An 18741-nucleotide genomic window follows, 5' to 3' on the forward strand; every position below is an offset into this window, starting at 1 on the left:
TGAAACAGGCATGACTCTCGTATGAAAGGCGGCACCGCGTGTTCAACGCAAGGCTTTCGCCCCGCATATCGCGTAAAGCCGGGCAGCTTCCGGTGCTGCAGCAATCAGCTGCTTTGTGTTACCGTGTGAAACAAGGTCAGCCCGAAGTTTTATTGATCACCACGCGCAAGTCCGGACGTTGGATTATTCCCAAAGGGTGGCTGATAGACGGGCTGACACCGTCCGAGACCGCACGCCAGGAAGCCTGGGAGGAAGCCGGGGTTCTGGGCGAGTGCCGGCAGCTAAGTGTGGGGTGTTTTTCCTACTACAAACACCGTTCGAAAAAAGGGTCTGTGCAATGTTTGGTGGACGTTTATCCGCTGTTTGTTCAATCGACGGTATCGCGGTTCCCGGAACGTGCGCAGCGCCAAAGGAAATGGTTCACACCTGAAAGGGCGGCGGGGCGCGTCAATTCCGGTGATCTCGCTTTATTGTTACGTAAGGTTGGGCTATTACCTCATTAAATGGCCGCCGTAAGGGCTTGATATTGCCATCGCTCTCGGTATCTATTTGGTTACCGACATTTGGACGGAACATGATTCAGTACGCATTGAAATGCAGCAACGGCCATACATTTGACAGTTGGTTTCAATCGGCCGCCGCTTACGACAAACTGGCAAATGCGGGCATGGTGACATGCGCCGTATGTGGCGATGCGTGTGTCGAAAAAGCGATCATGACGCCCCGAGTACGTCCTGCCCGCAAGGCCGATGCCCGAACAACGGTGCCGTTGCCTGCGGCGAACACAATCAATGTCGCAATGCCGCCAGCCGGGGTTGAAAAGGTCCTGGCCGAATTGAGACGCAAGGTCGAAGAGAATTCAGACTATGTGGGCAAGGACTTCGCTGCCGAGGCGCGAAAAATCTATCTGGGCGACGCCCCCGAACGCGCCATTTATGGCGAGGCCAAGCTCGAAGATGCCAAAGCGCTGATCGATGATGGTGTACCGGTTGCGCCTTTGCCGTTTATTCCCAACAGAAAAACGAACTGAGCCATGCATGTTTTGATCACCGGGGCCAATCGTGGGATTGGGAAAACCCTGGCTGATCGCTGCAGGGATCGGGGCGATGCAGTCATCGGCACGGCGCGCGATGATAGCGCACAGGTGGTTTTGGATGTGACGGACCCGGCGCAACAGGCGGATATGGCCGTAGCGCTAAAGGACCAACCGATCGACCTGCTGATCTGCAACGCCGGTGTGTATCTGGACAAAGGCCAAGGCATCGATGGCTATCCCGCCCAGATGTGGGCGCAGAGCTTTGCGACCAATGTAACCGGCGTGTTCCTGACCATTCAGGCATTGCTGCCCAACCTGCGTGCTTCGCAGGGCAGGGTTGCGATCTTGTCCTCGCAAATGGCGTCTCATACCCGGGCTCCGGGAGGCAGTTACATCTACCGCGCCTCCAAGGCCGCAGTGCTGAACCTTGGGCGAAACTTGGCGACAGACCTGCAGGGCGACGGCATAGCCGTCGGAATCTATCACCCCGGTTGGGTGCAGACAGATATGGGCGGGCACGCGGCTGAGATCAGCGTCGAGCAGGCCGCAGTGGGCCTGCTTGATCGGTTTGATGCCCTGTCATTGGGCAATACGGGCTGTTTTGAGACCTGGGACGGACAGCCCCACGCTTATTGACGGATCAGGGCCGCCGTGGGGATTTCATAGACCTCGCCCGGATCGATGAAAATCACCGTAAGGTCGCCGCGTGTCTCATAGGTGATTTTGGCCGGAGAGCTGCTCGAACTTGGGATGCCATCGTTGAAATAGATGCTGCGCACCTCACCGCCGCCCAATGCGACGGCCAATGTGGTCGTGCCGTCGTCGTGATGGCGCAGCTCGGCATTACAGCTTTGCAGCGGATCCCCGGCATTGGCGGCACAGGGCACCGTGCCCAACGAGTTGGTGCCGTCGGTTCCGGCCAGTGTGGATGTTTGCGCAAGCGCGGGTGAAGACAGCAGGGCGATTGCGATGGCCAGGCGGAGCATGGAAAACCTCATGGAAAATTCGATGGGTGTAGGCTGACACCCTCGCCAACCGTTGTAAAGCAGCCCAATGCCGCGGCGGTGGCGGTTTTGAACCCTTGCTCTTGCGCCCCCCCTCGCATAAGACGCACGGGATCTGAATTCCAAGGCGCGGAGACCCCACCCCCATGCCCGTACTCGTTATGAAATTCGGTGGCACTTCGGTTGCCAATCTTGACCGCATCCGCCGCGCTGCCAAGCGCATCGGCGTCGAAGTGGCCAAAGGCTATGATGTGATCGTCATCGTTTCAGCCATGTCCGGCAAGACCAACGAACTGGTGGGCTGGGTCAACGAAACTTCGCCGTTGTTCGATGCCCGAGAGTATGATGCGGTTGTGTCCTCGGGTGAGAATATTACGGCTGGTCTGATGGCGCTGACCCTGCAGGAAATGGACGTTCCGGCGCGCAGTTGGCAGGGCTGGCAAGTGCCGCTGCTGACCACAAGCGCCCATAGCCAGGCCCGGATCGAGGAAATCCCCACCGAGAATCTGACCCAGAAGTTTGGCGAAGGTATGAAAGTCGCTGTGGTCGCCGGGTTTCAGGGTCTCAGCCCCGAGGGTCGCATCACTACGCTGGGCCGAGGTGGATCGGACACGACAGCCGTGGCCTTTGCGGCCGCATTCGGTGCCGAACGCTGCGACATCTATACGGATGTGGATGGCGTCTATACCACCGATCCGCGCATCTGCGAAAAGGCGCGAAAACTGGACAAGATCTCGTTCGAGGAAATGCTCGAACTGGCCTCGCTTGGGGCCAAGGTGCTGCAAACCCGCTCGGTCGAGCTGGCAATGCGCTACAAGGTGAAGCTGCGCGTACTCTCAAGTTTTGAAGAGCAATCCGATGAGGCCGGTACACTGGTCTGCGACGAGGAGGATATCATGGAATCCAATGTTGTGGCCGGTGTGGCCTATTCCCGCGACGAAGCGAAGATGACCGTGGTTTCCGTGGCTGACCGCCCCGGTATCGCCACGACGATTTTCTCGGCACTCAGCGATGAGGGCGTCAATGTCGACATGATCGTCCAGAACATCTCGGACGAAGGGCGCACAGATATGACCTTTTCCTGCCCCACCGATCAGGTGGCGCGCGCCGAACAGGCGCTGCTGGCGATCAAGGAAAAGGGTGAGCTGAACTATGCCGAACTGGTTGCTGACGAAGATGTCTGCAAGGTCTCGGTTGTAGGCATCGGAATGCGCTCGCAATCCGGTGTAGCGGCGAAAATGTTCAAGGTACTCTCGGATGAGGGGATCAACATCAAGGTCATTACAACCTCTGAGATAAAAATTTCCGTTCTTGTTGATCGGAAATACATGGAACTTGCGGTTCAGGCACTGCATGATGCGTTTGAACTGGACAAGGCGGCCTGAGCATTTCAGCCAAAGGTCTTGCCTGACGCACTAATTTAGGTGGGCCATGGCGGACGGTACCGAAACAGAATCCCGCAAGCTGCTGGGGCGGCTGCGAGAAGAGATGGCGAGCGAGGCTGCCGGTCAGGAACGTCTTGACCGGATCACGCATCTGATTGCCGATAGCATCCGTGCCGAGGTGTGCTCGGTCTATCTTTTCCGCGACGAAGAAACCCTGGAGCTTTGCGCAACCGAAGGCTTGTCACCCGAAGCGGTCCACAAGACCCGTATGCGCATGGGCGAAGGGCTGGTGGGTCGGGTCGCCAAATCAGGTGAGGTTGTCAACACGGCTGATGCCCCTTCGGCCAAAGGCTTTCGGTATATGCCTGAGACGGGTGAAGAACGGTTCTCGTCCTTTCTGGGTGTTCCGGTTCAGCGGCTGGGCGAAAAGCTGGGCGTTCTGGTCGTCCAGTCCCGTGATGCACGCGAGTTTTCCGCGGACGAAGTCTATGCGTTGGAAGTGGTTGCGATGGTTCTGGCTGAAATGGCCGAACTTGGCGCTTTCGTGGGTGAGGGCGCAGCCCTGTCGCCCAGACACCAGCAATCTGTTCAGCTGACAGGCGGGCCCGCGCAGGAAGGGTCGGCTGAAGGTCACGTCTGGCTGCACGAGCCGCGCGTTGTCGTCACCAACCCGATTGCCGATGACCCGCACCGTGAACGCGAGCGTTTGGCCGAAGCCGTCGAGGAATTGCGCGTTGGCGTCGACAAGATGCTTGAGATTTCGCAGGGCGGTGACAAAGAACAGCTACAGGTTTTGGAAGCCTATCGGATGTTTGCCAATTCCAAGGGCTGGATGCGCCGGATGGAAGAGGACATTGCCCTTGGTCTGAGCGCTGAAGCGGCGGTTGAGAAAGAACAATCGCAGGCCCGCGCACGGATGGGGCAGGTGACCGACCCGTATTTGCGTGAACGTCTGGCTGATCTGGATGACCTCAGCAACCGGCTGCTGCGTATTCTAACCGGACAGGGCAACACCAACGGGGCGGATCTGCCCCCTGATCCCATCCTTGTTGCGCGCAATATCGGCCCCGGCGATCTGTTGGAATATGGCCGGTCGTTGAAAGGGATCGTACTCGAAGAGGGCTCGGTTGGCAGTCACGCAACCATTGTGGCCCGGGCGCTGGCTATCCCATTGGTCGTGCATGTGGGGCGGATCACAACCGAAGCACTGAACGGCGATCATATTCTTGTCGACGGTGATCAGGGGCTTGTTCATCTGCGCCCCGAAGATCAGGTCGTAAGTGCATTCCGCGACAAGATCGCCATGCAGGCCAAGGCGCAGGAGCGCTATGCCTCGATCCGGGAAACCCCGACCGTCACGCGAGATGGTGAGCGGATTGATCTGGTGATGAATGCGGGTCTGATGGCGGACCTGCCTTCGTTGAACAACTCGGGTGCCGAAGGTGTGGGCTTGTTCCGGACCGAGCTGCAATTTCTAATCCGTAGTAAAATGCCGAAACGGTCTGAACTTGTAACGCAATATCAGCGTGTTATGGATGCAGCCGAAGGCAAGCGCGTGGTGTTTCGCACTCTGGATATCGGGTCAGACAAAGTTCTGCCCTATATGAAACATGTGGCTGAACCCAATCCAGCTTTGGGTTGGCGTGCGATCCGTGTTGGTTTGGACAAGCGCGGTGTGATGCGGATGCAGTTGCAGGCGCTGATGCGGGCTGCCAATGGCCGCCCACTGACGTTGATGTTCCCCTTCGTGGCGCAGGCAGAGGAATACCGCGAGGCCCGTTGGGAGGTGAACAAAACCATCGAGCGTGAAAAGCGTTTGGGCCACGTGCTGCCCGAAACGATTGAGGTCGGCGCCATGCTGGAAACGCCTTCGTTGGCCTTTGCACCGCAAAAGTTCTTTGACGAGGTCGATTTCATCTCGATCGGTGGCAATGACCTGAAACAGTTCTTCTTTGCCGCCGACCGCGAAAACGAACTGGTGCGCCGGCGTTATGATACGCTGAATGTCAGTTTCCTTACGTTCATTGAACGGATTGTCGAACGCTGCAACATCTCGAACACACCACTCAGCTTTTGTGGTGAAGATGCCGGAAGACCGGTTGAGGCGTTATGCCTGGCCGCAATGGGCATCCGGTCTTTGTCGATGCGACCGGCCTCGATTGGGCCAGTCAAAAGCGTGCTTTTGCGTGCCGATCTGCAATCGCTGCGCAAGATCATCGCTGACGCGCGGCACCGCGGTGAGCAATCCGTGCGGCCTGCTGTTATGGAGTGGTTGCGAAATCAGGGTTGATTTTCCGGCTCGGGTTCCCTATCCAGTGCACGAATGTTAGCGATAACATCATGCGCACCCGATGTTCCCCAAAGGGTGCTAGAGTGGCGCGGTTGAGATTTGAAGGAGCCCGTCGATGGTTTCACGCGTAATTCCGGTTAACCCGTTCGATCTGGTGCTGTTTGGTGCGACCGGTGATCTTGCTCAGCGCAAGATATTGCCCGGGCTTTATCATCGGTTCGAAGTTGGTCAGATGCCCGAAGAAGCCAGGATCATCGGCACCGCCCGCTCGGATATGGACAGCGACGGTTTCCGAGACCAGATCCGCGCTTCGATGAACGAATTTGCACCTGCCTTCAAAAAGGACTTGCTGGACCAGTTCCTGAGCCGCGTCGAATACGTCCCGGTCGATGCGCTGGGCAAGGCGGGTTGGGCCGAACTGGCCAAGATTCTGCGCCCGGATGTGGTGCGCGCGTTTTACCTGTCGGTGGGTCCCAACCTGTTCTCGGGCATTGCGCAACGGCTGAACGATCACGACCTGGCAACGCCGGACAGCCGCATCGTGGTGGAAAAACCTTTTGGCCACGATCTGGCCTCGGCCAAGGCTTTGAACGAAGGGTTGCGCGCCTGTTTTGAAGAACACCAGATCTACCGGATCGACCACTACCTGGGCAAAGAAACGGTGCAGAACCTGATGGCGCTGCGCTTTGCCAATTCACTGTTCGAGCCGCTGTGGAACTCGACCCATGTCGATCATGTTCAGATTACAGTGGCGGAAACCGTCGGCGTCGGGGGCCGGGGTGCCTATTACGACCAATCCGGCGCGATGCGGGACATGATTCAGAACCACTTGGTGCAATTGCTGTGCCTGACGGCGATGGAGCCACCGTCGAAATTTTCACCCAACGCCGTGCGGGATGAAAAGGTCAAAGTGATTGAAGCACTTGAACCCGTGGCACAGGCCGATATCGCGCGCGGTCAGTATCGCACTGACAAGAGTGGCGACGGCTATCTCGATCATGTCGAAAATCCTGCCAGCCGTACCGAGAGTTTCATTGCGCTCAAGGCTCATATCGGCAATTGGCGCTGGGCTGGGGTGCCGTTTTACTTGCGCACGGGCAAACGCCTGAGGGCGCGGGAATCCGAGATCGCGGTATTCTTCCGTGATCCGCCCCACACGATTTTCCCCAATGTCGGCCCATTGCACGGCAACGTGTTGGTGATCCGCCTGCAGCCTGACGAAGGCATCACCCTGCGGACCACCATCAAAGAACCGGGGCAGGGTGGGTTTCGCCTGTCCGACGTAGCCCTGGACATGAGCTTTGCTGACGCATTGGGTGACGAATCTCAATCACCAGACGCGTATGAGCGCCTCGTGATGGATGTCATTCGCGGCGACCAGACCTTGTTCATGCGTGGTGACGAGGCCGAGGCCGCCTGGGCTTGGGTCGACCCCATTGTGAAGGGTTGGGAAGAGCGTGGCGACCGCCCCGCCCGGTATGATCAGGGCAGCTCGGGGCCTGAAGAAGCGCTTATGCTAATGCATCGCGACGGACGCCGCTGGCGTCAGATCGGAGGATAACCATGGTTCACGCAGTCATCACGGATGTCACACAGCGGATCATCGACCGCAGCGCCGATCTGCGCGGCCCACATCTGGAACGGATGGAGCAGGCCCGATCCAAAGGTCCCGCCAGGGCGCATTTGTCCTGCAGCGGTCAGGCCCATGCCTATGCCGGTGCGGGGGAAGATCAGCAGTCGATGGTCACCGGTACAGCCGGAAATCTAGGCATAGTGACCGCCTATAACGACATGTTGTCGGCGCATCAGCCGTTCGAGCGTTATCCCACCCTGATCCGCGATGCGGTTCGCGCCGCTGGCGGCACCGCACAGGTTGCGGGCGGCGTGCCTGCGATGTGCGATGGCGTTACACAAGGTGAGGCGGGGATGGAGCTGTCCCTGTTCTCGCGCGACGTGATTGCATTGGCGACGGGTGTGGCGCTCAGCCACAACACTTATGACGCGGCGGTGTTCCTTGGCGTCTGTGACAAGATCGTCCCGGGGCTGGTCATCGGCGCGCAGACTTTTGGTCATCTGCCCGCCGTGTTTTTGCCTGCCGGTCCCATGACTAGTGGCCTGCCGAATGATGAAAAAGCCAAGATCCGCCAACAATTTGCCGCCGGCGAAGTCGGGCGTGACGCATTGATGGCGGCGGAAATGGCAGCCTACCATGGCCCCGGAACCTGTACCTTTTACGGCACTGCCAACACCAATCAGATGCTGATGGAGTTCATGGGGCTGCATCTGCCGGGCTCCAGCTTTGTCAATCCGAACACGCCCCTGCGCGACGCGTTGACCGAAGAAGGTGCGCGTCGGGCCTTGTCGCTGATCGCTTTGGGCAATCACTATACCCCGGTCTATCAGGTACTGGACGAACGCGCTTTTGTGAACGGCATCGTCGGGTTGATGGCTACTGGCGGATCGACCAACCTGCTGATTCACCTGATCGCTATGGCGCGGGCAGGCGGTATCGTGCTGGACTGGCAGGATTTCTCTGACATTTCAGCCGTGGTTCCGCTGGTCGCTAGGGTCTATCCCAACGGTCTGGCTGACGTGAATCACTTCCATGCCGCGGGCGGGCTAGGGTACACGATCGGCACGCTGCTTGAGAACGGATTGCTGCACCCCGATACGCTGACCGTGGCGGGGCAGGGTCTGCACAACTACACCAAGGAACCCAAGTTGATCGACGACGATCTGGTCTGGGAGGACGGTGCAGGCCACAGCCTCAACGAAAAGATCGTCCGCCCGGCACAGGACCCGTTTCAACCCACCGGCGGTCTTTCCCGCCTGACCGGCAACCTCGGCACCGCCGTCATGAAGGTTTCGGCTGTTGCCCCCGAACATCAGGTGGTCGAGGCCCCGGTCCGCGTGTTCCACACGCAGGACGACGTGAAAGCCGCGTTCAAGGCCGGTGAATTCACAGGGGACGTCATCGTTGTCGTCCGCTTTCAGGGCCCCAAGGCCAACGGCATGCCGGAATTGCATTCGCTGACGCCCATGCTGTCGATCCTTCAGGGGCGCGGTCAAAAGGTGGCTCTGGTCACCGATGGCCGTATGTCCGGAGCGTCCGGCAAAGTGCCCGCCGCAATCCATGTTTGCCCCGAAGCGTTGGACCAGGGCCCGATCGCATACCTGCAAGACGGCGACATCCTGCGGGTCGACGCGGTGAATGGAGAGCTTGAAATCCTGACCCCAGGCGTACTGGGACGCGCACCGGTCACCGCCGATCTGTCCGCCAACCAGCATGGCGTCGGGCGCGACCTGTTCGGGGTCTTTCGCAACGCAGTCGGTTCGGCCGATTCCGGTGCCAGCATTTTCGGAGCTTAACCCATGTCTGTAAAAACCCAACGCACCCGCGAAATCTGTGCTCTTGCCCCGATCGTGCCTGTACTCGTTATTGATGACGCCGCTCAGGCTCGCCCGCTGGCTGAGGCTCTGGTCGCGGGCGGGCTGCCAGCGCTTGAAGTCACGTTGCGTACGCCCGCAGCGCTGGATGCTATTCGCGCAATGGCTGCGGTGCCGGGCGGTGTCGTCGGTGCTGGCACGCTGGTCACCCCCGAAGACGTTCGTGCCGCGAAAGAAGCGGGCGCGCAATTTGGCGTCTCACCCGGTGCAACCGATGCCCTGATCGCTGCCTGCGAGGCCGAAGGCCTGCCCCTGTTGCCAGGCGCTGCCACTGCCAGCGAGGCAATGCGCTTGCTGGAGCAGGGATATGACATGTTGAAATTCTTTCCCGCCGAAGCCTCAGGTGGCGCGCCTGCACTCAAAGCAATTGGCGCGCCTTTGCCGCAGATCACCTTCTGCCCAACTGGCGGTGTCTCACCCTCGAACGCACGTGATTACCTGTCCTTGACCAACGTGGTATGCGCAGGCGGCAGCTGGGTCGCGCCTAAGAATATGGTCTTGGGCGGCGATTGGGCGGGGATCGAATCCCTGGGGCGTGAAGCGTCCAAGCTGATGGATTGACGCGGCCAAAGGCTGCGCTAGTGTGGGCGTCAATTGAGACAGGTTGACCCCATGACAAACCACATTTCTCTCGCGCAGGGGCGCGAGTATCTGGCCATTCCGGGCCCATCTGTAATGCCTGATGCGGTTCTGCAGGCAATGCACCGCCCGTCGCCCAATATCTATGACGGCGAGCTGATTGAGATGATGCCCGCTTTGACCCGCGACCTGTGCCGCGTGGCCCGAACCAAGCACAATGTGGCGATCTATATCGCCAACGGCCACGGCACGTGGGAGGCCGCGCTCTCCAACGTCATCGCCCCGGGCGAGGTTGTTCTGGCCCCGGCCTCGGGTCGGTTCACCCACGGGTGGGCGGAAATGGCCGAAGGGATAGGGGCCACGGCGCAATTGATCGATTTCGGATCATCCAAAGCCTGGGAATTGGACCGCATCGCTGATGCGCTGCGCGCGGATACAGCGCGTCAGATCAAGGCCGTGTTGGCCGTCCACGTAGACACCTCCAGCTCGATCCGCAACGATATCCCGGCGCTTCGGGCGCTGCTGGACGATCTGGGTCACCCGGCCTTGCTGATGGCTGACTGCATCGCCTCACTGGGCTGCGACAGGTTCGAGATGGACGCCTGGGGTGTCGACGTCACTGTCTCGGCCTGTCAGAAGGGACTGATGACACCAGCTGGCATGGGGTTTGTCTTCTTTAACGACAAGGCACAGGAAAAACGGGCTGCAATGCCCCGTGTCTCGCAGTATTGGGATTGGCAGAAGCGCACGAACCCCGAGCTGTTTTATCAGTACTTCAACGGAACCGCACCGACGCACCACCTGTACGGCCTGCGCGCCGCGCTGGACATGATCCACGCCGAGGGGTTGGACCACGTCTGGGCCCGACACGAACGTCTTGCCACTGCCATCTGGGCGGCCTGCGAGATCTGGGCAGAAGGTGGCGCGCTCCATCTGAACGTGGCCGATCGCGCGCACCGCAGCCATGCCGTCACTGCCCTGCGCCTGACCGATGGGCGCGGCACCCCTCTCCGCAGTTTCACCGAAAGCCAGCTGGGTCTGACACTGGGCATCGGGTTGGGGATGGAGGACTGGGACGGCTGTTTCCGTCTGGGTCATATGGGCCACGTCAATGGCCAGATGGTGATGGCAATGCTGGGCGGGGTAGAAACTGCAATGGCTGCTTTGGATATTCCTCGCGGACAAGGGGCCTTGGACGCCGCCGCTGCCGCTCTGGCGGCCAGGACGATCACCCAATCCTAAATCCGCACTTCATCTGGCTAAAAGTATCCTCGGGGGTGAATTGGCCCATCGGGCCAAGAGGGGGCAGACAGCCCCCTGACCCTGCTCAGGCAAACGCCTCTCAGGCCAAGATAGATGCCGCGCCCGCCAGCGCTTTGGGCAATGCCGCGGCAAAGGCCTGCAGATCAGATGCCGTGCCACAGCTGACACGAATGCACCGGTTCTGCGGCGCCGCGAAGGGCATGCGCACAAAGATACCCTGTGCCACCAGAGCATCCAGAACAGCCTTGGCAAACTCGCCATCCCTGCCGCAGTCAATGGCCACGAAATTGGTGGCCGACGGCAAAGGCTCCAACCCATTGTCTCGGGCGATCTGACCAATCCGTTCTCTTGCCTCAGTAATTTGCGCCTGGATCTGGGCTAACCAATCGGCATCCCTCTGTGCCGCCAGTGCCCCGGCCTGTGCGGCCCGGTTCATCCCAAAGTGATTACGCACTTTGTTGAAGGCCAAGATCAACCCCGGCGCAGCGATTGCATAGCCAACCCGCGCGCCCGCCATGCCATAAACCTTGGAAAAGGTCCTCATCCGGATGATGCGCGGGTCGTCAGCGGCCACCAGTGCAGCGGTCCCTTCGGGTGCGCATTCTACATAGGCTTCATCCAGAACCAGTAAACACCCAGCGGGCAGGGCCTCCATTGCCGCCATGATGTCCGCACCTGAATGCCAGCTGCCCATCGGGTTGTCGGGGTTCGCCAGATAGACCAGCTTTGCACCCACCTCGGCGGCTTTGGCAAACAAGGCCGCAGGATCTTCATGGTCATTTCGATACGGGACCTTATGTAACGCGCCCCAAAATCCTGCGACGTGGTAATTGAAGGTCGGATAGGCTCCGTCCGAGGTCACAACGGCATCTCCGGGCCCGATCAACAGCCGCACAAGATACCCCAACAGACCGTCGATCCCTTCGCCGACCACGATGTTTTCAACCCCCACACCGTGGTGATGGGCCAGCGTACGGCGCAAGTCATGGTTTTCGGGGTCGCCATACATCCAGATTTCTCCGGCAGCCGCGCGCATCGCCTGAATCGCGTGGGGCGAGGGGCCGAAGACACTCTCATTCGCGCCCAGCCGCGCCACAAACGGCGCACCGCGTAGGCGTTCCTGCGTTTCAGGGCCAACAAACGGCACGGTTGCGGGCAGGGACAGGGCAAGCGGGGTATAGCGTGGGTCAGTCATGCGGGCAGATAAACGTAAGGTCACAACGCAGGCAACCTTGCTTTGCACAAGATTGCCGAGCAGGCTGCGCGAAAACACGCAAAGGAGCGCCAATGCGCATCGTACTTGGACTGATAATCATCGGGCTCGCTTATCTTGTATTCTGGCCGGTCGAGGTCGAGCCGGTTGCCTGGACGCCGCCGGACGCTCCTAGTTTCACGGGTGACTTTGCCGAGAACGACGCTTTGGCCGCTATTGACCTGGTTGCTCTACCAGCAGGTGAGGAAGGCCCCGAAGATATCGCCGTGTCCCCGGACGGGTCTGTTTATACGACCTCTTTGTCAGGCGCTCTTTATCGCATCGACGGGGACAGCCCGGTTAAAATCGATGAATTGGGCGGTCGTCCGCTGGGCCTCAGGACGGGTCCGGACGGGGCGCTGTATATTGCTGACAGCTTTCGGGGTTTAATGCGATGGACCGGGCCAGGGACACTGGAAACGCTGGTGTCCGAGATCGATGGAGAGCCGTTGGTTTATGCCAATCAGCTGGACGTCGGGCAGGATGGTACGGTTTATTTCTCCAATTCCTCTGACCGGTTCGACCCGGAAACGATGGGCGGCACCAAACCGACCTCGATCCTGACCATCTGGGAGCAATCGGACACCGGATATGTTGCCCGTCGCACTCCGGATGGCATGACCCAGAAAGTGGCCGAAGGGTTCGTTTTCACCAATGGCGTCGCGCTGTCGCCGGATGAGGATTACCTGTTGATTGCCGAAACCGGCCGCGCTCGGGTGCACAAACTCTGGCTGACAGGTCCAAACGCCGGACAGCGCGAAATCCTTTTGGAAAACCTGCCCGGCTATCCCGACAATATCGAGGCGCAGGGGGATGGCACCTACTGGATGGCGTTTGCCAGCCCGCGGGTTCCGACCGAAGCCCTGATGCCGTATCCATTTTTGCGTAAAGTCATCTGGCGGCTGGGTCCGATGGTACGACCCGCCCCGATCCACCGCGGCATGATGGTTCAGTTCGATGGGGACGGCACTATTCTGCGCACGCTGCAGGATCCGGACGGACGCCTCGCTGTTACCACCGGAGGTAAGGTCATTGGAGACCAGTTTTACGTGATGACACTGGATTCGCCCTGGTTTGGGCGCATGAAAACAGCGGATTTGCCCTAACGTTGAGGTGGAACTTGGCCACCCTTCCGGGCATGGTTCACGAAATTTGGATGAGGAGGTTCGCATGTCACGCGTATCCGTCGAATATAAAGACCACATTGCCCATGTCACACTGACGCGCGGCGACAAGATGAACGCGCTGGACGACGCGATGGTCAAGGCGATCCTGTCCGCCGGGCAAGAGGTCGCGGCCTCGGATGCGCGCGCCGTGGTTTTGTCGGGCGAGGGGAAAAGCTTCTGCGCCGGGCTTGATATGGCCAGCTTTGCCAAAATGGCGCAAATGGACGCCACGGAATGGCTGATGGGTCGCAGCCATGAAGATGCCAATGAAATGCAAGAACTTGCGCTGGTCTGGCGGCGTGTTCCGGTGCCGGTGATCTGCGCCATTCAGGGCGTGGCATTTGGCGGTGGTCTGCAAATTGCACTGGGTGCGGATATCCGCATCGCCCATCCTGAAAGCAAGCTGGCCGTGATGGAAATGAAGTGGGGTATTATCCCCGATATGGGCGGGATGGTTTTGTTGCCCAGGCTGGTGCGCTCTGACGTTGTGCGGCTGTTGACCTATACGGCGCAACCGATTGGCGCCCAGCAAGCGGCTGATTGGGGTCTGGTGACGAAACTGTCCGACGACCCGCTAACCGAAGCACTGGCCATCGCTGAAAACATTGCGGCACAAAGCCCCTCTGCCATCCGCACCGCCAAACGGCTGATCGAAGTGGCCGAGACCCAGCCCCGCGCCGAAGTTCTGCTAGCCGAATCCGCCGAACAGCTTGAACTGATCGGCAAGCCGGATCAGATCGAAGTCGTCACCGCACAGATGCAGGGCCGCAAACCTGAATTCAAATGACCAACGCAAAACTGCACGCGTTGATCGCGGACCATGGCCCTCGTGGCTTTTGGGCCCGTGATCCGGCAGGCGCTAATGTTTGCTGTTCTGCCTTGTCGCAGGCTTCAGTTCTTACGATTGGTCACCAGATAGGCGATCCCCCCGGCCAGCAGCCCCCAGACCGCCGCGCCCAACCCAAAGACCGTGATGCCGGATGCAGTGATGGCAAAGGTCAGGATCGCAGCTTCTCGCTCAGTCTGGTTTTCCAACGCAGCCGATGTGGCGTTTGCCAGCACGCCGATCAGAGCAACCCCGGCCAGCGTTCCCATCAGCAACGGGTCCGCATGGGCGGCAAACCCGGTGATGGCCACGGCAAAAACTCCGAACAGGCAATAGAATAGGCCGCCCATGATGGCGGACCAATAGCGCTGATCCGGGTCTGGGTGACTGTCCTCGTTTGAACACATCGCGGCGGTAATTGCGGCCAGACAGGTGGCTGGCGCGCCAAGCGGCGCAGACAGGATACTGGCGCCACCAACCCAGGAGAACAGCCGTCCTGCATCGGGCGAAAACCCAAAGCTCCGCATCACCGCGATGCCCGGGATGTTCTGGGTGGCCATGGTCACGATGAACAACGGGATGCCGATGCCGATCACCGAGGCCAGCGAGAACTCGGGGGTGATCCAGACCGGTGCGGCCATCAGCCTGTCGGGCAGAACCGTGTTGTCACCGGCATTCAATATCACAACAATCGCTGCGGCCAGAACCGCTGCAGGCACCGCGATCAGTCGATTGATCCGCCCGGCAATGAACCATGTCAGGATCACCGGAAGCGCCTGCCAAGGTAGGTCCACGGCGGCCTTGAACGGCACGATGCACAGCGGCAAGAGCACCCCGCCCAGCATCGCCTGCGCTAGTGACGTCGGGATCGCCGCCGCCAACCGTCCCAAGGGGCGCCAGGCCCCGGCCAGAACCGTCAGCGCGCCTGCGCACAAAAACGCACCAACCGCCTCGGAAAACCCACCGGCAGGTGCCGCAGAGACTGCCAACAGCGCCACACCCGGCGTGGACCATGCCACACTGATCGGCAGCCTGTACCACAGGCTCAGCGCGATCGCCGCCAGCCCCATGGCAATCGCCGCGCTCATCAACCCCGAGGCCGCCTGTGCAGGCGACGCGCCCATTGCGTGCAACCCCTGCAAGACAATCGGGAAAGAGCTGAAAAAGCCCACAACCGCGACCACCAGTCCGGTTGATACGGTTTGCATCGGGGGAAAGCTTTGCGCCATTGCGTCCTCGGGGATTGCCACCCGCAAGTGCTAGCAACCGCAAGGCCCTGCCGACAATAGAAAATTCCAGCGCGCAACGAAAAACCTCGCCGGTGTCAGCGCGGCGGGGTTCGGGATCTGAGTATCTGTTAACAGTTGACGATCAGGCGATCTCGGCCAGCCGGGCCAGAGCCTCGTCCAGTTTGGCGTCTTCCTCTTCACGGGCCGCAAGATTGGCTTTGGCCTCTGCGACAACCTCTTCCGGGGCTGAGGTCACGAATTTGGGGTTGTTCAGGCGCCCGCGCAATCCACCCAATTCCTTGGCCAGCTTGCCCTTGGCTTTCTCCAGCCGGTCCTTTTCCGCGCCGATGTCGATGATGTCTGCCAGCGGCAACCCGAATGAGGCACCAGGGGCCGCGATGGAAATCGTGCCCTTGGGCAGCTCATCCGCCGAAGTCAGGCTGTCGATCCGCGCCAGACGTTTGATCAGCGCCTCGTTGCGGTCCCAGGCGGCTTGTCCATGCGCGTCGATCTCGGTCACCAGCATCGGCACATAGAGGCCCGCAGGCACCCGCATCTGGGCGCGGGCCGAGCGGGTGTTTTCGATCACCGAGATCACCCAGTTCATCTCACGATCCGCATCCGCATCCACCAATTCGATGCCGTATGTCGGCCAGTCGGCGTGAATGATCATTTTGGCGCGGGTACCGGTCAGGCCCCACAGCTCTTCGGTGATGAAGGGCATGATCGGGTGCAGCAGAACCATGCATTGATCCAGAACCCAGCGCATGGTGGCGCGGGTCTCGGTCTGTGCCTCGGCATCGTCGCCCTGCAACAGGGGTTTCGACAGCTCCACGTACCAGTCGCAGACCTTGCCCCAGACAAAGGCATAAAGCCCGTTGGCCGCATCGTTGAAGCGATAGCTGTCCAGCGCCGCGTCGACCTCCGCCCGCACCCGGGCGGTTTCACCGATGATCCACCGGTTGACGGCGGCCTTGGGTTTCAGGTCAGCGACGTCCAATTGAGGGCCGGCATCGATGAAGACCTCGTTCATCTCGGCAAAACGGACGGCGTTCCAAAGCTTGGTGCCGAAGTTCCGGTAGCCGGTGATGCGCTCGCGGGACAGTTTCAGCACGCCGCCAATCGCCGCCATCGAGGCGTTGGTAAAGCGCAGCGCGTCGGCGCCAAACTCGTCCACGATCTCCAGCGGGTCGATGACATTGCCGGTAGTCTTGGACATCTTCTTGCCCTTCTCGTCGCGGACGAGGCTGTGCAGGTAGACGGTGTGGAACGGGATTTCGTTCACCACGGCCAGTTGCATCATCATCATCCGGGCGACCCAGAAGAACAGGATATCCGCGCCAGTGATCAGAACATCGGTCGGGAAGTAGCGTTCCAGCTCATCGGTCTGCTCGGGCCAGCCCAGTGTGCCGATTGGCCAGAGGCCGGAGGAGAACCATGTGTCGAGGACGTCCGGGTCTCTTTTGAGCAAAACGAAGTCACGACCCCCTTCAACTGCCGTTGCAAACGCTTCATCTTGCCAAGCGTTGCTGTTGACGTTCGGGTCGACCTCAGACGGATCAAGTGAAGTCGTTTGATCTTCGAAAAACTCCCGCGCACTGGAAACACCGTAGTATTCCCGAGCGACGCTTGCTGCCTCTTCGAAAGTCGCTCCACAGAAAGGAACCAGTTCACCAGACGCATAGTCAACGCCTAGAGAGTTCGAAGCATCTTTCTTTGGCCCATACCAAACCGGAATCTGATGCCCCCACCACAACTGGCGCGAGATGCACCAGGGCTCGATGTTTTCCAGCCAGTGGTAATAGGTCTTCTCGCCTGACTCGGGGATGATCTTGACCGTGCCGTCCTTTACTGCGTCCAGCGCGGGGCCGACGATCTTTTCGGCGTCCACGAACCACTGGTCGGTGAACATCGGCTCGATCACAACTTTCGAGCGGTCGCCGAAGGGTTGCATGATCGGCTTGCTCTCGACCAGCGGGACCAGAGCCGCCGGATCGTCATCTTCAGCCAGCTTGGTGCCCAGGACCGGGTTGTCGGTGCGGGTCATCACAGCCAGACCGTCGGCGGTGATCTCTTCGACCACTTTCGCGCGCGCCTCGAACCGGTCGAGGCCGCGCAGGTGATCGGGGATCAGGTTGATCGCGTCGATCTCACTCTCGGTGAAGGCACGCCCACGCGCGTATTCCTGCGCCTTGCCGGCCTCTTCGGCATAGGGCGCACCATCGGCCCGCATTGCGCCGCGCGTATCCATCAAGCGGTACATCGGAATGCCGCCGCGCTTGGCCACCATGTTATCGTTGAAATCATGCGCGCCGGTGATCTTCACCGCGCCGGATCCGAAATCTGGATCGGGGTAATCATCGGTGATGATCGGAATCTGACGGCGATGTTCCTTTGGCCCAACCGGGATTTCGCAGAGTTTCCCAATGATTGGAGCGTAACGTTCATCTGATGGGTGAACCGCAACCGCGCCGTCGCCCAGCATTGTTTCGGGCCGTGTCGTGGCGATTGAGATATAGTCGCGCTGTTCCTCAAGCACGATATTCCCGTCCTCATCCTTTTCGACATACGTATAGGTCTCACCACCCGCCAGCGGGTACTTGAAGTGCCACATATGGCCCGCGACTTCGATATTCTCGACCTCAAGATCCGAGATTGCGGTCTCAAAATGCGGGTCCCAGTTGACCAGACGCTTGCCGCGATAGATCAGGCCCTTTTCGTACATTTCTACGAAGACCTTGATGACGGCATCGTGGAAATTTGCAGAATTCTCATGCCCTGTGCGCGGGTCACCCGGTGCACCGGCCATGGTAAACGCGTTGCGCGACCAATCGCAGCTGGAGCCCAGGCGCTTGAGCTGTTCAATGATCGTGCCGCCGTATTCGCCTTTCCATTCCCAGACCTTTTCCAGGAACTTTTCACGCCCCAGTTCACGCCGCCCTTCGTTGCCCTGCGCCGCCAGCATTTTTTCAACCTGCATCTGCGTGGCGATGCCCGCGTGGTCCTGACCGGGTTGCCAAAGCGTGTCGAACCCGCGCATCCGGTGCCAGCGGGTCAGGATATCCTGCAGCGTGTTGTTGAACGCATGTCCCACATGCAGCGCCCCCGTCACGTTGGGCGGTGGGATCATGATGGTAAAGCTTTCATCGCGCGATCTGTTCGCGCCCGCCTTGAAGGCTCCGGCCTGTTCCCAGGCCTCGTAAATGCGGGCCTCGGCCTCAGCCGCGTTGAATGTCTTTTCCATCGCCATGGGTGCGTCCTGCG

At 59.9% G+C, this 18741-nt stretch carries 15 protein-coding genes; 11 read left to right on the forward strand and 4 right to left on the reverse strand.

What is annotated here, in order from left to right; all coding sequences use genetic code 11:
- Positions 1–38: 38 nt before the first annotated feature.
- The 3 genes from RUM8411_RS20270 to RUM8411_RS20280 all read left to right on the forward strand — a co-directional run bounded on the left by RUM8411_RS20270 (position 39) and on the right by RUM8411_RS20280 (position 1672).
- Entirely contained in the window at positions 39–503 is a 465-nt protein-coding gene (locus RUM8411_RS20270; RefSeq protein ID WP_085824549.1) for an NUDIX hydrolase, read from the forward strand.
- Between the two features lie 71 nt (positions 504–574).
- Positions 575–1030 (forward strand): DUF1178 family protein, encoded by a 456-nt coding sequence (locus tag RUM8411_RS20275; protein ID WP_085824550.1) that lies wholly within the window; start codon positions 575–577, stop codon positions 1028–1030.
- A gap of 3 nt (positions 1031–1033) precedes the next feature.
- Positions 1034–1672: an SDR family NAD(P)-dependent oxidoreductase gene (locus tag RUM8411_RS20280; RefSeq protein ID WP_085824551.1), complete on the forward strand. Its 639-nt coding sequence runs from the start codon at positions 1034–1036 to the stop codon at positions 1670–1672.
- On the opposite strand, the gene RUM8411_RS20285 is transcribed toward RUM8411_RS20280, so the two are convergent.
- The gene (locus RUM8411_RS20285; RefSeq protein WP_085824552.1) at positions 1666–2022 is read right to left on the reverse strand and encodes a hypothetical protein; all 357 of its coding nucleotides are present in this window, start codon (positions 2020–2022) and stop codon (positions 1666–1668) included. The genes RUM8411_RS20280 and RUM8411_RS20285 overlap by 7 nt on opposite strands.
- A 164-nt stretch (positions 2023–2186) precedes the next feature.
- Between RUM8411_RS20285 and RUM8411_RS20290 the strand changes: the two genes are divergently transcribed.
- From RUM8411_RS20290 to RUM8411_RS20315, 6 genes are all read left to right on the forward strand, one after another.
- A complete protein-coding gene (locus RUM8411_RS20290; RefSeq protein ID WP_085824553.1) occupies positions 2187–3425 on the forward strand; it encodes an aspartate kinase in 1239 nt (412 codons plus the stop codon).
- Positions 3426–3471: 46 nt separating this feature from the next.
- The gene (gene ptsP, locus RUM8411_RS20295) at positions 3472–5715 is read left to right on the forward strand and encodes a phosphoenolpyruvate--protein phosphotransferase (RefSeq protein ID WP_085824554.1); all 2244 of its coding nucleotides are present in this window, start codon (positions 3472–3474) and stop codon (positions 5713–5715) included.
- A 115-nt stretch (positions 5716–5830) separates the two neighbouring features.
- Positions 5831–7276 (forward strand): glucose-6-phosphate dehydrogenase, encoded by a 1446-nt coding sequence (gene zwf / locus RUM8411_RS20300; RefSeq protein WP_085824555.1) that lies wholly within the window; start codon positions 5831–5833, stop codon positions 7274–7276.
- A 2-nt stretch (positions 7277–7278) separates the two neighbouring features.
- A complete protein-coding gene (gene edd / locus RUM8411_RS20305; RefSeq protein ID WP_085824556.1) occupies positions 7279–9084 on the forward strand; it encodes a phosphogluconate dehydratase in 1806 nt (601 codons plus the stop codon).
- A 3-nt stretch (positions 9085–9087) separates the two neighbouring features.
- Positions 9088–9723, forward strand: a complete 636-nt coding sequence (locus RUM8411_RS20310; protein WP_085824557.1) for a bifunctional 4-hydroxy-2-oxoglutarate aldolase/2-dehydro-3-deoxy-phosphogluconate aldolase — start codon at positions 9088–9090, stop codon at positions 9721–9723.
- Positions 9724–9774: 51 nt separating this feature from the next.
- Positions 9775–10983, forward strand: a complete 1209-nt coding sequence (locus RUM8411_RS20315; RefSeq protein WP_085824558.1) for a pyridoxal-phosphate-dependent aminotransferase family protein — start codon at positions 9775–9777, stop codon at positions 10981–10983.
- Positions 10984–11083: 100 nt separating this feature from the next.
- On the opposite strand, the gene RUM8411_RS20320 is transcribed toward RUM8411_RS20315, so the two are convergent.
- Positions 11084–12199, reverse strand: coding sequence for a pyridoxal phosphate-dependent aminotransferase (locus RUM8411_RS20320; RefSeq protein WP_085824628.1), 1116 nt, complete (start codon positions 12197–12199; stop codon positions 11084–11086).
- A gap of 92 nt (positions 12200–12291) precedes the next feature.
- On the opposite strand from RUM8411_RS20320, the gene RUM8411_RS20325 reads away from it, so the two are divergent.
- On the forward strand, positions 12292–13362 hold the full coding sequence (locus RUM8411_RS20325) for an SMP-30/gluconolactonase/LRE family protein (RefSeq protein ID WP_085824559.1): 1071 nt from the start codon (positions 12292–12294) through the stop codon (positions 13360–13362).
- Positions 13363–13426: 64 nt separating this feature from the next.
- Positions 13427–14209, forward strand: a complete 783-nt coding sequence (locus tag RUM8411_RS20330; RefSeq protein WP_085824560.1) for a crotonase/enoyl-CoA hydratase family protein — start codon at positions 13427–13429, stop codon at positions 14207–14209.
- Between the two features lie 104 nt (positions 14210–14313).
- Here RUM8411_RS20330 and RUM8411_RS20335 read toward each other — a convergent pair whose 3' ends face one another.
- Together RUM8411_RS20335 and RUM8411_RS20340 are read right to left on the reverse strand one after the other, a co-directional pair.
- Complete coding sequence (locus RUM8411_RS20335) at positions 14314–15498, reverse strand: benzoate/H(+) symporter BenE family transporter (protein WP_234995307.1); 1185 nt, start codon at positions 15496–15498, stop codon at positions 14314–14316.
- Between the two features lie 121 nt (positions 15499–15619).
- Positions 15620–18727 (reverse strand): valine--tRNA ligase, encoded by a 3108-nt coding sequence (locus RUM8411_RS20340; RefSeq protein WP_085824562.1) that lies wholly within the window; start codon positions 18725–18727, stop codon positions 15620–15622.
- Between the last annotated feature and the right edge of the window lie 14 nt (positions 18728–18741).

The sequence above is a fragment of the Ruegeria meonggei genome (assembly GCF_900172215.1).
Lineage (GTDB): Bacteria > Pseudomonadota > Alphaproteobacteria > Rhodobacterales > Rhodobacteraceae > Ruegeria > Ruegeria meonggei.